Origin of the sequence: Planococcus halocryophilus, from assembly GCF_001687585.2 — a bacterium.
GTDB lineage: Bacteria > Bacillota > Bacilli > Bacillales_A > Planococcaceae > Planococcus > Planococcus halocryophilus.
Window position 1 is genome coordinate 2,462,036 of the sequence record NZ_CP016537.2, and the last position, 16,205, is coordinate 2,478,240.

The following is a 16,205-nucleotide window of genomic DNA, read 5'->3' on the forward strand; positions in this document are numbered from 1 at the left end:
ACCTCCGAAAATCACATCCCAGGGTATACACTTTTCACTTATTTTATCTATACCCTCTCTTTTTTAAAATATACATACTATTTCATTTAGTACTGATAATTCCAAAGTTACATATTAAAATTCCATTTTAAGGTTATAAACAAACGTCTCAAATCTAGAATTTTAACTATTTTTGCACAATAAAAAACAGGAAAAGAATACTCTTTTCCTGTTTTTTATTTGACTTACTTTATCGTTTCATTGCGTCTTCGATAAAGTCTTTTAAGACGTGAGTTCCCATTACACAATCATTTAAACTAGACCATTCTTTTGGATTATGACTAATCCCATCTTTACTTCTAACAAAAAGCATTGCAACTGGGATTGTTCGACCAAGATTCATTGCATCATGGCCGGCCCCACTCGGAATATATGTTGGTGCAATATCAAACTTGTTTAAAGAAGTCGCAAGACGACTTTGTAGATCATTAGCGATAGGAACAGGTTTGATCCGTGTATTCAATTTAGTCGTTGCATGAACTTCATGTTTTATTGCGACTTTTTCTGCTTGCTCAATTAATTGCTCAATTAAAAGGTCTCTCGGTTCTTCATTAATGTCTCGAATATCAACTAGCATTTCCACTTTCTCAGGTATAACATTTGCTCCATTTGGAAAAACTTCTAATTTCCCGACCGTAGCAACTGCAGTATTATTTATTGCTTTTGGAAATTTTGGAATCGATTGAAGAAATTCTGCTGCTGCTACTAAACAGTCTTTTCTACCAATCATTGGAGTATTCCCTGCATGTCCTGCTTCACCATCAAATATAACTTTAAGCCATGCCGGTCCAGCAATTCCATTAACGATTCCAACTGGTTGACATGCTTGTTCGAGTTTTTTGCCTTGTTCAATGTGCACTTCTACGAATAATTCTAGTTCCGACAAATCTCGTTTAGCCGCTTTGAAAGATTCGATCGTGCTACCATAATGAGCTAAAACCTGTTCTAATGTATCTCCATTATAATCACGCAGCTGTGCGATTTCTTCATCAGAAATGGCACCAATCATCGCTTGACTCCCTGTTAGCCCACTATTAAAACGCGATCCTTCTTCATCTGAAAAAACGATAACTTCGTAAGGTTTGTTAGGAGTATAGCCTGTTTCTTTCCACGCTTCCACTACTTCAAGTGCCGACAGAACACCAAGTGGACCGTCAAAGTTACCGCCATTCGGAACGCTGTCTACATGGGAGCCAGAAGCTATAGCTGGAGTTTTTTGCAACCCTTCCAAGCGAGCTGTAACATTCCCCGCTCCATCTTCGGATACCTTTAATCCCGATTCTTTCATCCATTTCTTCACAAGTGCCTTCGCAGCTTTTTCTTCATCCGAAAAGCCAGGTCGTTTTATACCGCCAACTTGAACAAAACCAATCTGAGACAATTCGAATAATCGTTTTGCAATACGCTCCCCGTTAATACCTGAATGACTAAGTTTATGATCATAATCTTTTAATAACTCTTCATACAAAGGGTTGTCATTTGTTTTTTGCATAATATCCTCCTTATTTCTAGTTATTTAGTTAAGAAAGACCATGCATATTGTGCATAAAGTTCTGCACCTATTATCATCGCATCTTCATCTACATTAAATTTCCCATGATGATGTGCCCACTGTGTATCTTTCTCAGTATTACCACTACCCACTAACGCAAAGCTTCCTGGAACTTCGTCTAAATAAAACGAAAAATCTTCTCCACCCATTGTTGGTTTTTCTACATAAAGGGAACTTTCACCAAAAGCTTCAATTGCCACTTCTTGAACTAATTGCGCACTTTCTTCTCCATTAATGACGGCTTGTGTCCCGCGAATATATTCAACTTCTGCATTTCCTCCATATATCGCAGCTGTGTGATCTGCATAGATCTTAAGTTGCTTTTCAATATGATTACGTGTCGCAGGATCAAAGCATCTCACCGTTCCTTCAATAACCGCATTTTCAGCGATAATATTAAAGCGAGTTCCCACAACCATTTTTCCAATTGTCACAACTGCTGACTGTTGGGGATCAACCGTACGCGACACGACAGATTGTACATTCATCACAAATGAAGATGCAATAATTGCCGCATCAATACAATCTTGAGGCATCGCACCGTGCCCTCCTTGACCTTTAAAATGGATTTTAAAAATATCGGCAGAAGCAAACGCTGGTCCTGAATTACAAGCTATTTTTCCCGTTTCACTTTGAGACCAAATATGAATACCGAATACATTATCAACGTCTTTTACCGCACCTTGCTCAACCATCGCTTTTGCACCCGTCGCTACTTCTTCAGCAGGCTGGAAGATAAAACGAACATTTCCTGAAATCTCTTCTTTTATGCTGACCAACGATTTAGCCGCTGTTAAAAGCATCGCTGTGTGAACATCGTGCCCACATGCATGCATTTTTCCGAGCTCTTTGGACTTGTACGCCAAATCTGTATTTAGTTCTTCAACAGACAGTGCGTCCATATCCGCTCTAAGCGCAACAGTTTTTCCTTCTTTACCACCTTTAAGCTCAGCTACTACACCTGTTGGTTCCATCTTACGCGCTTCAATACCAAGCTCTGTTAAGTATTCATAAACGAATTGAGAAGTTTGAAACTCTTCCCATGATAATTCCGGCTCACTATGAAGCTTGCGACGGATACTAATCATTTCATCGCTATTCTCTTTTATCGATTTTTTTATCGCTTGGTTAATCATCATAAATCCCCTCCGATTATCTCGATAAACATCTATTCAAGTTTCTTTTTATTATGCATGTGTCTTATAGGAATCCGACGAAAATACCTGCTAAAATAACCGAAACAATGGTAACGGTGATAAATCCGGCCACTAACATTGGTGGTAACATATGACTTGTTAGGACTTCGCGTTCTTTTTCATCCTTTGTTAATGAATTGATCACTTCTACCGTAATAATATAGTCTGCTGGGAATCCGTAAAGAGCAGTCAATGAAACTGCAAAAGCCATTTCTTTGCTGACTTTAAGAAGTTTTCCAACGATAAATGAAAAGATATACATACCAACGACACCAATCACGATACAGCCGATTAATGGGTAAAGAATCTCAAGCATCATACTCGGTGTAGCATTTTTTAACCCATCAAAAATGAATAGTAGGAGTGCCATGATCGCAAATCCGAAACCATTTGCTTTTTGTAGCGGATGACGTTCAAGAAAACCAATGCTACGAGCAATTACACCAAACAATAAACATAAGACAAACGGACTGATTTCAACTACTGGTGTTAGAAGTGTTGCTGTTAAATAAGCTAAGTAACCAACTAAAGCCAAACGGAAAAACTTAAAAAAGTCGGTATTGTATTTATCCGGCATTTTCGCAAACATACGAGGCTCTTTCACCGCTTTATCAACAGTTCCTGGTTGATTGGTAGGCATTTCTTTTAATATTAGCTCGTTATTTCTGTATTTTGTTAGAAGGTTTTCCCCTTCTTTTTTCAGCATAATTGAAGTAAGTGGATAACCTGCAAAACCTTGAACAACGTATATTACAATTGCAAAGACAGCTAATGTTGGAAATCCAGCTGCTGCTGCGCCCTCAGACATGATTAAAGCCGATACTAATCCACCAACTAAAGGAGGAATGGCAACTACAACTGTTTGGTAGTCAAACAGTAAAGTTCCGATACCGAACAAAGCAGCAATAATTCCTGCAATACCAGACAGTGCTATTAAAATAGTTCTCCACTGATCTTTCAATTCTTGTAAAGACAATAAAGTTCCCATATTTGTAATCAATAAATAGATAAGCATTACAGCAACAGCTGGTGGTACACCTGAAAGCGCAACAATATCAGCAGGAAAGAATGTCCAATACCCTAGTAAGAACAAGACTCCACTCACAAATATTGAAGGTATCCAAGCTTTTGTGCGAATTGAAACTGCTTCACCGATAAATAAGACTAAAACTATAATTGATAATGCGAGCATTTGAGCCATTTTATTTCCTCCTCTTTTCTTTTGTCAGCTTAAAACTATTATTTTAGTTTTAAGCTGAATATTTTCACTATTGCAATAGTATCACACTGATTAGGCTTTATATATCGAATTTTAAAACTATTTTGAAATAACATTAACTTTGTTTAGAATTCTAATAGATAGAAATCGCTTCCATTACCTATATATTGCATATTTTAAGGTATTTATAATCTTTTTATTTTGTGTCGGAATTGTGAACAGGCAACTCCTATCTTTTCTCTAAGCGTTTATTCAGGATAATTTAGAGGTATTTATTAGGATACGCAAAAATCAAAGGAGGATGTCGAAGCATGGATGGTAGACATTATATTAATGGAGAATGGTCAAATACAGGTGATGGCAAAATTGATGTTATGAACCCTGCAACAGGTGAAGTCATAGGATCAGTACCTAACGGTGGGGAGCAAGAAGCAACAGATGCAATTGAAGCTGCATCTGCAGCTTTTCCAGAATGGTCAAAAACGACAGCTTATCACCGTGCAGATCTTTTAATGAAATGGCATGATTTATTGCTTGAACATAAAGAGGAAATTGGAGAGATTTTAACAAAAGAAATGGGCAAACCTCTCGCCGAAGCGATTGGGGAAATTGAGTACTCTGCTTCTTTTGTATCATGGTTCGCTGAAGAAGGTAAACGCATGTACGGACGGACAATCCCTGCTTCGAAAGAAGGCAAACGTATCCAAATTAATAAACAGCCTGTTGGGGTTGTTGTCTCGATCACACCTTGGAATTTCCCAGCTGCTATGATGGCGAGAAAAATGGCACCCGCTCTTGCAGCTGGATGCACATTTGTAGCGAAACCGGCTAAAATGACACCATTAACAGCAGTTAAAATGTATGAATTAGCGATTGAAGCGGGTTTCCCTAAAGGCGTCATCAACTTAGTAACAGGGAGTGCTAGTAAAATCGGAAAAGTATTTACTAGTCATCCTGATGTTCGTAAACTTACCTTTACTGGATCAACTGAAATTGGCAAAGAGTTGATGAAACAAGCATCAGAAACGATGTTAAACTTATCACTTGAATTAGGCGGACACGCACCAATCATCGTCTTAGAAGATGCAGATATGGAGTTGGCCATCGAAGGCGTCATTGCTTCGAAATTCCGCAATGCTGGACAAACATGTGTATGCGGTAACCGCATTTATGTGCAACAAAGCATTGCATATGAGTTTTCTAAAAAACTTGGAGAAGCTGCAAGCCAACTGAAAGTTGGTAATGGCTTAGATGAAGGCGTAAAAATTGGTCCTTTAGTAGATAAAGATGGCTATGAAAAAGTAGAAAAACATGTTCAAGATGCTGTTGAAAAAGGTGCAAAAGTGCTTGTTGGTGGAGACGGTCGCACTGAAAATAATGCTTATTTCTATAACCCAACCGTTTTAACTAATGCTACATCAGACATGTTGGTTATGAACGAAGAAACGTTTGGCCCTGTTGCGCCGATTATGACGTTCGAAACAGATGAAGAAGCAGTTCAATTAGCTAATAATACACGCTTTGGATTAGCAGCTTACTTTTTCACTGAAAGTATGTCGCGCGGCACTTATATCTCTGAAAATCTTGACTATGGCATTGTCGGATGGAACGACGGTGCACCATCCACTGCACAAGCTCCATTTGGTGGCATGAAAGAAAGTGGCGTTGGACGTGAAGGCGGACAAGAAGGGTTAGAAGCCTTCTTAGAAACCAAATATATTTCGATCAAAGTTTAACTTAAATAAAGAAGCTGCTCCGAATTTCGGAGCAGCTTCTTTATTGTTTATAACACTGTTTCACAGATTTTAATCCCTTTAGAAGATGGTTTTGTTACCAGACTTTCATAAAGCGGAAATTTCTCTGCTAATTGTGCAGCTACCATTTTTTCCTGTCCTTTTTCGACAGCGATGAATAAAGAAGGTCCTGCTCCGCTAATAGCCATGCCATATACTCCAAGCTCTAAGCAGCTTTGCTGAATTTGTTCAAAGTCTTGAAATTTACTTTTGCGGTAAGGTTCATGAAAAACATCCTTTTGCATCATTCGTCCTGCAAGTTTCCAATCACCTCTTACTAAAGCTGCGGCTAATACATTTCCAGAAGCGCCACCTCGTATCGCCGTTTTGTAAGGTAAACTTTCAGGCAACAGATTACGTGATTCTGAAGTTAAAAATTCAGTAGGTGGAACTAAAATGACTACGCCAATCTCGACGTCCACAACATGAATGACCTCTAAATCCTCATCATCAAAATAAGAAATCGTCAATCCACCGAGAAGTGATGCTGAAATGTTATCTGGATGCCCTTCCATTTCCGTACCGATTTTCAATTTCTCTTTCATTGAAAGTTGCAAATCAATTAAACGATCGGCAATTTCAATGCCTGCAGCAATAGCTGAAGCACTGCTGCCAAGTCCTCTACTTAATGGAATTTCTGTATCGATGATCAGTTTTGCAGTTGGCAATGACCGCTTGTATTGATCGGCAACTGCTTGAGCTGTTGCAACAATTAAATTGTCAGTACCCGTTGCAAGTTGCTTGTACCCTTGATCTTTGTATTCTACCTGCCACGAAGCCGATGGTGAAACATGAACAAACATATGGAGGTCTAATGCAAGACCAATCGAATCAAATCCAGGACCGAGATTCGCAGTAGAAGCTGGAACTGTTAATGAAAACTCTTTCCAACTCATACTTTCACTCCTTTTTTTAAATCCTCCCAAAATTGTTCCATATCTTCTGGAACGAGTAGCGCTTTGTGCTGGTTAACTGAAATAGCAGTTTCAGGATCTTTCAGGCCATTCCCTGTTAACACTGCTACTACTTTAGAACCTTTTTCTAAAAGACCACTTTCAACTTGTTTTTTAATACCCGCAATTGATGCACACGATGCTGGCTCTGCGAAAACTCCTTCAGTAGAAGCTAACATTTGGTAAGCTTCTAAAATTTCTTCATCAGTAGCAGCTAAAATCGTGCCGTTTGATTCATCTAAGGCATTTAAAGCCAACTGCCAGCTTGCTGGATTCCCAATACGGATAGCTGTAGCAACAGTTTCTGGGTTTTCTACTACTTTATTGTGAACGATTGGTGCCGCTCCAGCTGCTTGTACACCTAGAAGTGTTGGACGTTGTTCGCCAGTGCGCTCAGCGTATTCTGTGAACCCTTTCCAAGATGCTGAGATATTGCCTGCATTGCCAACTGGTAAAGCAAAAACGTCCGGCACTTGTCCCAACTGATTAATAACTTCAAAAGCAATTGTTTTTTGTCCTTCTAGGCGGTATGGGTTAACGGAATTAACTAATGCGATACCCGCTTCTTGACCGACTTCTCGCACCATTTGAAGAGCTTCATCAAAATTCCCTTTAATTTCAAGAATTTCTGCTCCGTACATTTTGGCTTGTGCTAACTTACCAAGCGCAATACGTCCTTCTGGAATAACGACAATTGTGCGCATACCGGCTCGAGCGCCGTAAGCTGCAGCGGATGCAGAAGTATTTCCCGTTGAAGCACAAATCAACACCGTTTTCCCTTCTTCTTTTGCTTTGGCAACTGCCATTACCATACCGCGGTCTTTAAATGAACCGGTTGGATTTGCACCTTCTAATTTTACGTAAAGCTCAATGCCCCATTCTTTTGAAAGTTTCTCTAAATGAACGAGCGGTGTATTGCCTTCTTGTAAAGTTAGTGAAGGGGTATTTTCTGTGACGGGTAGCCACTCTTTATGTTCTTCGATTAGACCTTGCCATCTCATACTGTTTCCTCCCCTTCTATTCGGTAATGGCTAATAACGCTTGCCGTTCCTTCTACCTCTTTTAAAACATCTAAATGTTGCTGTCTAGAAATTTGATGTGTCAACAAGACCAATTCTGCTTTTCCTGGTTCAACCGCTGGTGATTGAATTACTGATTGAATGCTTGCTCCATGTTTACTGTAAATTGACGTCATTTTTGATAACACGCCAACTTCATCATTTACAAGCAAACGGTGACAATATTTCGCAAAGCGCTTAGCCTCTGGTTTAATCACACGTTCATGTTGTGCTGCATGAGCCCGTTTACCGTTAACACCAAGTTGTAAGTTACGACAAGCTGCAATAATGTCAGACACTACAGACGTCGCGGTTGGTAAAGACCCCGCTCCTGGTCCATATAACATTGTTTCACCTACAGCATCCCCGTATATGTATACTGCGTTGAATTCATTATTCACTGAAGCAAGCGGATGTGAGTTGGCAAGGAAAATTGGTTCTACGGAAACTTCGATGCCATCTTCATCTTTTGTTGAAGATCCAACCATCTTCATTGTATAACCAAATTTATTTGCTAGCTCTAAATCGCCATCCCGAATTTCTTTCATTCCTCTCACAAGAACATCATCTAAATGAACTTCTGTTGAAAATGCAAGTGAAGACAAAATAACCATTTTGCGAGCTGCATCAAGACCATCTACATCCGCTGAAGGATCAGCTTCTGCATATCCCAATGCAGTTGCTTCAGCTAAAGCATCTTCATATGTCATATTTTCGTTTTTCATCTTTGTCATAATGAAGTTTGTTGTGCCGTTAACAATTCCCATTAAACTAGAAATGCGGTCAGAAGCTAAACCATCTTCTAATGTACGGATAATCGGTACACCACCTGCAACACTAGCTTCATAAAACAGATCACATTTTTCAGCATCTGCTAATTTTAATAATTCGTGACCAAATTCTGCCATAATGTCTTTATTGGCTGTAACCACTTGCTTGCCTGCTTTGAGTGCTTTTTCAATAGCTGTTTTAGCGCCATCTACGCCACCCATAACTTCGACAATGATATCGAGAGAAGAATCATTCAAGATTTCTTCTATATCCGTTGTAAAAACACTCGGGTCTAAGCTAGAAAGCCGATCTTTTTTTGTATCTCTGACCAGTACTTTCTTGATAGAAACTTGGGCACCTAATTTATGATGCAAATCCTGCTGATGCTGCTGGATGATTGTAGCAACTCCGCTGCCCACCGTTCCAAGGCCTAATAATCCGATTGAAATTTCGTTTTTCATTGACGATTCCTCCTATGGTGTGTACACTGTGAAAAAACAACTGTTTTTGTCATAGAGACATTATAGTATTATATTTAGGTTAAAACAACCCTTTTACAGACTATTAAAAAAGATGGGACTTGATTGGATGAAAGTAAGCAAATTTGGCGGAACTTCAGTAGCTAGTGCACAACAAATAAAAAAAGTGGCGGCAATCGTTAAAGCAGAGCCAACTCGCAAGATTGTCGTTGTCTCTGCACCAGGCAAGCGATTCGCTGGAGACGTCAAAGTGACAGATTTGCTGATTAACTTATCAGCTGCGGCACTTCGTGATGAACCAACAGATGTTGCTCTTGCCAAGGTTGTGGAAAGATATGCACAAATCACTCACGAATTAGGGCTAGATAACAAGATTACTAATGTCATCGAAACTGACCTCTTAAACCGACTTCAAGCAGATAAAAGTTCTCCCCCTCTTTTTGCGGATCTGATCAAAGCGAGTGGTGAAGATAATTCTGCGAAACTAATAGCTGCATACTTAACGTCCATTGGTATGCCAGCAGAGTATGTTAATCCGTTTGACGCAGGTTTATTTGTCAATGACTTGCCAGAGCGTGCACAAGCTCTTCCAGAAGCTTATGAGAGACTAGCAGATTTGAAAAACAAAAAAACCATTTCAGTGTTCCCTGGCTTTTTCGGCTATACAAAAGGCGGAATATTACGGACATTTGAACGTGGAGGCTCAGATATTACCGGGTCTATCCTTGCAGCGGCTGTAAAAGCAGAACTCTATGAAAACTTCACCGATGTTGACTGCGTTTTTGCAGCAAATCCACAAGTCGTTGAAAATCCTGCTGCAATCGAACAAATGACGTACCGGGAAATGCGAGAACTTTCATATGCTGGATTTGCAGTTTTGCATGATGAAGCCCTTATGCCTGTTTTTAAAGCAGCTGTTCCTCTGTGCATTCGCAATACAAATAACCCTTCCTCACCCGGTACAATGATTGTTGCAGAACGTGACCATTCACTTCGCCCCGTAACAGGCATTTCAGCGGATAGCGGGTTCTCAACTTTATATGTTAGTAAATACTTGATGAACCGTGAGATTGGTTTTGGTCGTAAACTTCTTCAAATTTTAGAAGACGAAGCGATTTCATACGAGCATATCCCATCAGGTATCGATAACTTGTCTGTTATTTTACGTAGTCATCAATTGTCGTCTGATAAAGAACAACGGATCATTGACCGTGTAAAATCCGAACTGAACGCCGATGATGTCCATATCCGCAGCGATTTCTCAATGATTGTTTTGGTTGGAGAAGGCATGAACAATCAAAAAGGCCTAACAGCTCGCGCAGCGAATGCCTTTGCTAGAACAGGCGTTAATATCGAAATGATTAACCAAGGATCTTCTGAAGTAAGTTTGGTGTTCGGAATTTTGAAAGAAGATGAAAAAAAAATCCTAAACGAATTGTATAAAGAGTTCTTTGAGCCTGCTTTGGTTCATTAATACGATTGTCGGACGATTAAAATTATAAATTTAAGCCCTTTGCCGAGTTTTAGCAAAGGGCTTAAAATTTTTTTATGACCAATTTTCGGTAACTGGTCCGGAACTACCAAAAACGGGGTCTGTTTTTGGTATCGGCGTATTTTTGATATCATCTAATACAAAAGGTCGTTCTTCCGTCTTACCGGTTTTTAAATTGTAAGACTTGCCCTCTGGATAAGCACCTATTACTTTAAAGTCATGACTCGACTCTAGCATTTTATGACCTGTCCCAGCAGGTAACAGCACAACATCACCTGCACTTACACGGAAACTTTCGCCATGGTCACCGCCAATACGGAGCACGGCGGAACCGCTGTATACACCTAACACTTCATGAGTGTTGCTGTGGTAATGATGATAGTTAAAAACCCCACCAGTCCAGCTATTTCTCCAGCCGTGGCCATTAAATACTTGTTCAATTTTTTCGGGGTTCGTTTTAAAAACAGCTGGGTAATAAATCACGCTAAGCGTTGAATTGTTCGGGATACTGCCGTCGTCTTTAAAATGAAAATAGTGTGCGTTAACTATAATGATCAGCTCCTATTCACTTAAGGATTAGTCCCTTAATTTTAACGTCTGAATAAACTGCTCTAGTCGATTCATCCCTTCTTCAAGAACAACCATGCTGTAAGCATAAGAAATCCGCACAAATCCTTCGCCGTATTTTGTGAATGCAGAACCCGGCACTGCTGCTACTCCACCTTCTTTTAATAAGCGCATCGCAAAATCAAAAGAAGTCATGCCAAATTTTTCAATGGAAGGAAAAATATAAAATGCGCCTTTTGGCAAAACTACGTCAATGTCCATATCCGTTAATCGTTTATAGACAAAATCTCTTCTTTCAATATATTCTTTATTCATTTCAGCAGGAATGTGACGCTGGTTCTTCATTGCTTCAAGTGCAGCGTATTGACTTGGCACAGCTGCACAAATCGCGTTATATTGATGAACTTTCAACACATGTTTCATATACATTTCCGGACCTAAAACAAAGCCAATTCGCCAGCCTGTCATCGAATGGGATTTCGATAGACCATGGACAAGGAATGTGCGATTGTGTAACTTTTCAAAGCTCGCAAATGTCGTATGTTTTTCACCATATGAATTTTCACTATAAATTTCATCGGTAACGATAAATACTTCATGCTTCTCGAGAACAGCTGCAACTTTTTCAAGTTGCGCAGATTCCATTGTGACACCTGTCGGATTAGATGGAAAATTCATCAACACCGCTTTTGTACGATCTGTTATTAAACTTTCAAGACGCTGGGGGTCTGGTTGAAAACCAGTATCTGAAGTATCCAAATAAACCACTTTTCCACCGCACAACTGAATAATCGGTTCGTATCCCGGATAAGCTGGCGCAGGCAAAATAACTTCATCACCTTCTTCTAAAATCGCTCGAAAGAGAGAGTCCAACCCTTCACTGGCACCATTTGTAACGATAACTTCTGATTGCGGATTAAACTCTAACGCGTACGTATCTAGAAAAAAAGAAGCGATCTCCGCTCTCAATTCAAGCAATCCTGCATTATGTGTATAGCTTGTTTGATTGTTTTGGATTGCAATAATAGCAGCTTGTTTCACTGCTTCAGGAGTTGGGAAATCAGGCTGTCCGATTGTTAAATTAATCGCTTCCGGATAATCGATTAATTGATTTGAAAACTGACGGATGCCTGAAATTTGAATAGACTCGATACGACTATTGATTGAAATGCTCATAGGTGACAACCTTCCTCTTAACTAAATCGAACGAAAGAAAAAGAAACTCTTCTTTCGTTCGATTTTCAGTAAAAATTTTCGTTATTCATAAAGTCCTGGCAACCATAAAGACAGCGCCGGAATAAATGTAATAATTAGTAAACAAACAATCATCGAAAGCAAGAAGGGGATTACTGCGAAGGCAATTTTTTCAAACCGAACGCCTCCCACACTTGATGCCACAAATAAGTTAACACCAAGAGGTGGTGTGACAAATCCAATTGCCAAGTTAGCTACAAGAATAACACCAAAATGCACAGGATCTACGCCTACGGTCACAACAATTGGCAACAAGATTGGCGTTAAAACAACCAATGCTGAAATTGTATCGATAAACATTCCGACTACAAGCAACAATAAGTTAATTGCCAGTAAAATAACCAGTGGATTGCTTGATAAAGCAGTCAAATAATCCGAGATTTCTCCAGGAATTTGTTCAATTGTCATAAAGTAAGCAAATGATACGGATAATCCGATGATAATCATTGTAGTGGAATTAATGACAATCGCTTGTCTAAAGCTTTCGTAAAGACCTTGCCAAGATAATTCTTTATAAACGAATTTGCCAATTATTATAGCATACACTACTGCCACAACGGCAGCTTCTGTAGGTGAAAAGATACCACCATATATTCCCCCTAGAATAATAACAGGAATTAATAATGCCCATTTAGCATCCCAAAACGTTACTAGTACATCTTTAAATTTAAAAGTAGAGGCTTCCCCTGGTTCAGGCTTATAGCCACGCTTTTTTGAAATGATGTAAGCAGTAATTAACAGGCCAGAACCAATAATAATCCCTGGAATTATGCCCGCTAAAAACATACTTCCAACTGAAACCCCACCTATAACTCCATAAAGAACAAATGGAATACTTGGTGGGATAATGACGCCTATCGATCCTGCAGCTGCAGCAACTGCTGAAGCAAAGCCGCCATCATACTTTCTCGCAACCATTGCAGGAATCATAAAGCCCCCAATAGCGGCTACTGTTGCAGGACCTGACCCTGATATAGCCGCGAAAAACATACAAGCTACAATCGTCACCATTCCTAAGCCACCCGTCATCCAGCCGACTAATGACGCTGCGAATGCGAGCAAGCGTTTAGAAACCCCACCTTTGCCCATCAATATTCCAGCAAGCATAAAGAACGGGATCGCAAGCAGTGGGAATGAGTCTAGAGAGGTAAATGCTTTTTGAGTAATAATACTAAGAGGCAACGTTGTACCAAAATAAATCGCTGTCAAAGCTGAAACGCCTAAAGCAATCGCAATAGGTACACCGATTAACAAACAAACGAATAACGTGCCAAATAAGAGGGCTATTGTCATGCCGGAAGGTCCCCTCCCTTATGCATTTCGTAATCACCTTGCCAAATTTTCACTAATTGCTGTATCAAACGAATACACATGCCAGCCCCACCTAACGGAATCGCTAAAAATGGAATCCACATCGGTAGTTGCATCGCTGGTGTGACTTGTCCGTTCGTAATACTGCTCAATACTAAGTCTGTTCCGAAGTAGGCCAAAAACAAAGCCATGATAAACCAAATGATAAGAGTAATCGTTTCCAAAATTTTTCTAGGCAATCCATTAAATTTTGTGATAAAAGCCTCTACACGAATATGCTCTCGCAATTTCACTGCGTAACTTGCTCCAATCCACACTTGAAAAATATGTATATAACGGGCCATTTCTTCTGTCCAACTTGGTGCATTCGAAAACACATAACGTCCAACGACTTGGCCAAAAATTAAAGCAACCATCAGTACTAATGTTAGAACTAAAAAAGCCTCTTCTGCTTTCTCAAACTTCTTAATCATACATTCACTTCCTTTCATAAAACGAAAAATCAAGGAATTTCTTCCTTGATTTCAGAGTATAAACAAAGTTTCACTAATATAAATAGCGATTTATAATCTCCAACTAGGCTGGCCACTTCGCTTTCTGTGGGCTCAGCTTCAGCCTCCACGTCACTGAAAACCCATGCTCCTGCATCGCTGCGCTAGCTTCGTCCGCGGAAAGCGTCCACTGGGGGCGTAGAATCCAGTATAAATATATAAAGTTGGGTTTATCTTCTTTTATCCACAAGTTAGAATCAATGAGTTTCTTCCTTGATTTTTCAACTGTTATTCATTCGCTGCTAACGCTTGATCGATCAACTCTTTCCCAATTTGATCTTCGTATTTTGTATAAACAGATTTTGCCGCTTCACGGAATTCGTTGCGTTGCTCATCTGTTAAGTCGTTAACTTGCATACCTTCTTCTTTAAGTTTATCAAGGAACTCTCCATCTTGTTGTTGTGCCAGTATACGTTGTTCTGTACGGAACTCTTCAGCTGCTTCTGTCATGATTTCTTGTAAATCTTCTGGAAGATCGTTGTAAACATCGTTATTAATTAGCAATGCTGTTGCTGCGTATACGTGACCTGTCAACGTTAAATAATCTTGAACTTCATAAAATTTGTTAGTGTAGTAAAGAGATATCGGGCAATCCATTGCATCATATGTGCCTTGTTGCAATGCTGTATATAGTTCCCCAAAAGCAAATGGAGATGCGTTGGCCCCAAAAGCATTAAAAGTATCTGTATGCAATGGGCTTTCTAATGTTCTCATCTTCAAGCCTTCCATATCTTTTGGAGATTCGATTGGCCCTTCATTGTTAGAAACATGACGGAATCCATTTTCGCCGAAAACCAATCCTTTTAAATCATTGTTTTCAAGGTCCGCCATTAGTTCTTGACCTAGCTCTCCGTCTAACGCTTTGTAAGCTGCTTCATTGTTATTAAACAAGAACGGTAAATCGAACACTTGGAATTTTTCGTTAAACGAAGCCATTGCTGCAACAGCTGGAATGGTCATTTCAATGTTTCCGAGTTGTACTGCTTCAATCGCTTCTCGGTCAGAACCGTATAGTTGACCATTCGGGTACAACTCTACGATTAAACGACCATCTGATTCTGACTCTAATTTTTCTTTAAACGCTACTGCTGCAACATGAGAAGATTGTTCTTCCGGTACTAAATGGGCAAGTCGTAATGTATATGTATCTTCCCCGGCTTCGCCATCTTCTGTCGTTGTCGTTCCGCTATCTGGTCTTCCACAAGCTGATAAGATAAATACACCAATAAGTAATAGTCCGAGTAATTTTTTCATAGTTCCTCCTGTGTACTGTATTTCAGTAGTCGGCTTTCAATATTATCTAAGTGAACGCCTAACTGCTGTTTGGCTTTTTTTAAGTCTCCTTGTTCTATTGCTTGGAGAATGGAGAGATGTTCTTCATATGCTTTTTTTGAACTATCGGTTGCAGTATCAGATAACAATAAAAAAGCTCTGCTCCCTCCGCTATTAATATTATTTATCATTTCTTTCAAACGGTTATTGCGGTGGTTTTGATATAACAAAGCATGAAATTCTTGATCTAAATCCATAAATTCCACCACTTTTTTTTCTTGCACTGCCTGCAATTGACGTTCACTATTTACCATTAGCTCATCAATATTAGGTCGTTGCTCTACATCCGTTAAATTTTCAAGGCCTTTGATTTCTAGTAGTCGGCGAAGTTCCATAATTTCAATAATGTCTTGAGAAGTAAAAGCCGCTACTACTGCGGGTTTCAGGTTTCTTAACTCAATTAATGCATCCATGGCTAATCTTTTTAATGCTTCTCGTAAAGGCGTTCTACTTATGCCAAGTTCATGTGCTAACTTCTCTTCTGGCAATTCTTGACCAGGCTTTAGTTCTCCTGTAATAATCATCTTTTTGATATATTCGTAGGCTCTATCTGCCAACGTGGCTTGTTTCGTGATCTTTTCCATGATTCCTCCCCTCTTTATAATTAATCCACAGAGTGTATACTGTATACAGGAAGT

Annotated in this window: 14 protein-coding genes; 2 read left to right on the forward strand and 12 right to left on the reverse strand. The window is 39.5% G+C overall.

The window, feature by feature from the left end:
* Nucleotides 1-229 precede the first annotated feature (229 nt).
* The 3 genes from BBI08_RS12415 to BBI08_RS12425 form a co-directional block, all read right to left on the reverse strand.
* On the reverse strand, nucleotides 230-1,531 hold the full coding sequence (locus BBI08_RS12415; RefSeq protein ID WP_008498193.1) for a Zn-dependent hydrolase: 1,302 nt from the start codon (nucleotides 1,529-1,531) through the stop codon (nucleotides 230-232).
* Between the two features lie 20 nt (nucleotides 1,532-1,551).
* A complete protein-coding gene (locus tag BBI08_RS12420; RefSeq protein WP_065528561.1) occupies nucleotides 1,552-2,727 on the reverse strand; it encodes an amidohydrolase in 1,176 nt (391 codons plus the stop codon).
* A gap of 64 nt (nucleotides 2,728-2,791) precedes the next feature.
* The gene (locus BBI08_RS12425) at nucleotides 2,792-3,988 is read right to left on the reverse strand and encodes a hypothetical protein (protein ID WP_065528163.1); all 1,197 of its coding nucleotides are present in this window, start codon (nucleotides 3,986-3,988) and stop codon (nucleotides 2,792-2,794) included.
* Nucleotides 3,989-4,317: 329 nt separating this feature from the next.
* On the opposite strand from BBI08_RS12425, the gene BBI08_RS12430 reads away from it, so the two are divergent.
* Nucleotides 4,318-5,742, forward strand: a complete 1,425-nt coding sequence (locus BBI08_RS12430) for an NAD-dependent succinate-semialdehyde dehydrogenase (RefSeq protein ID WP_008498196.1) — start codon at nucleotides 4,318-4,320, stop codon at nucleotides 5,740-5,742.
* Nucleotides 5,743-5,789: 47 nt separating this feature from the next.
* On the opposite strand, the gene thrB is transcribed toward BBI08_RS12430, so the two are convergent.
* From thrB to BBI08_RS12445, 3 genes are read right to left on the reverse strand one after another with little or no spacing between them, the layout of a single operon-like run.
* On the reverse strand, nucleotides 5,790-6,695 hold the full coding sequence (gene thrB, locus BBI08_RS12435) for a homoserine kinase (RefSeq protein ID WP_008498197.1): 906 nt from the start codon (nucleotides 6,693-6,695) through the stop codon (nucleotides 5,790-5,792).
* Nucleotides 6,692-7,753, reverse strand: a complete 1,062-nt coding sequence (thrC, locus tag BBI08_RS12440; RefSeq protein WP_065528164.1) for a threonine synthase — start codon at nucleotides 7,751-7,753, stop codon at nucleotides 6,692-6,694. The genes thrB and thrC overlap by 4 nt, the downstream gene beginning before the upstream one ends.
* Nucleotides 7,750-9,042: a homoserine dehydrogenase gene (locus BBI08_RS12445; RefSeq protein ID WP_008498199.1), complete on the reverse strand. Its 1,293-nt coding sequence runs from the start codon at nucleotides 9,040-9,042 to the stop codon at nucleotides 7,750-7,752. The genes thrC and BBI08_RS12445 overlap by 4 nt, the downstream gene beginning before the upstream one ends.
* Nucleotides 9,043-9,169: 127 nt before the next feature.
* Here BBI08_RS12445 and BBI08_RS12450 point away from each other — a divergent pair, with 127 nt between their 5' ends.
* The gene (locus tag BBI08_RS12450; RefSeq protein WP_065528165.1) at nucleotides 9,170-10,534 is read left to right on the forward strand and encodes an aspartate kinase; all 1,365 of its coding nucleotides are present in this window, start codon (nucleotides 9,170-9,172) and stop codon (nucleotides 10,532-10,534) included.
* 72 nt (nucleotides 10,535-10,606) lie between these two features.
* On the opposite strand, the gene BBI08_RS12455 is transcribed toward BBI08_RS12450, so the two are convergent.
* The 6 genes from BBI08_RS12455 to BBI08_RS12480 all read right to left on the reverse strand — a co-directional run bounded on the left by BBI08_RS12455 (nucleotide 10,607) and on the right by BBI08_RS12480 (nucleotide 16,151).
* Nucleotides 10,607-11,035: a cupin domain-containing protein gene (locus tag BBI08_RS12455; RefSeq protein WP_008498200.1), complete on the reverse strand. Its 429-nt coding sequence runs from the start codon at nucleotides 11,033-11,035 to the stop codon at nucleotides 10,607-10,609.
* A 93-nt stretch (nucleotides 11,036-11,128) separates the two neighbouring features.
* Complete coding sequence (locus BBI08_RS12460) at nucleotides 11,129-12,295, reverse strand: aminotransferase class I/II-fold pyridoxal phosphate-dependent enzyme (RefSeq protein ID WP_008498201.1); 1,167 nt, start codon at nucleotides 12,293-12,295, stop codon at nucleotides 11,129-11,131.
* A gap of 81 nt (nucleotides 12,296-12,376) precedes the next feature.
* Nucleotides 12,377-13,666 (reverse strand): TRAP transporter large permease, encoded by a 1,290-nt coding sequence (locus BBI08_RS12465; protein WP_008498202.1) that lies wholly within the window; start codon nucleotides 13,664-13,666, stop codon nucleotides 12,377-12,379.
* The gene (locus BBI08_RS12470) at nucleotides 13,663-14,157 is read right to left on the reverse strand and encodes a TRAP transporter small permease (RefSeq protein ID WP_008498203.1); all 495 of its coding nucleotides are present in this window, start codon (nucleotides 14,155-14,157) and stop codon (nucleotides 13,663-13,665) included. Before BBI08_RS12470 ends, BBI08_RS12465 begins: the two co-directional genes overlap by 4 nt.
* Nucleotides 14,158-14,463: 306 nt before the next feature.
* Nucleotides 14,464-15,489 (reverse strand): TRAP transporter substrate-binding protein, encoded by a 1,026-nt coding sequence (locus BBI08_RS12475; protein WP_008498206.1) that lies wholly within the window; start codon nucleotides 15,487-15,489, stop codon nucleotides 14,464-14,466.
* On the reverse strand, nucleotides 15,486-16,151 hold the full coding sequence (locus BBI08_RS12480) for a GntR family transcriptional regulator (protein ID WP_065528166.1): 666 nt from the start codon (nucleotides 16,149-16,151) through the stop codon (nucleotides 15,486-15,488). Before BBI08_RS12480 ends, BBI08_RS12475 begins: the two co-directional genes overlap by 4 nt.
* Nucleotides 16,152-16,205: the final 54 nt, after the last annotated feature.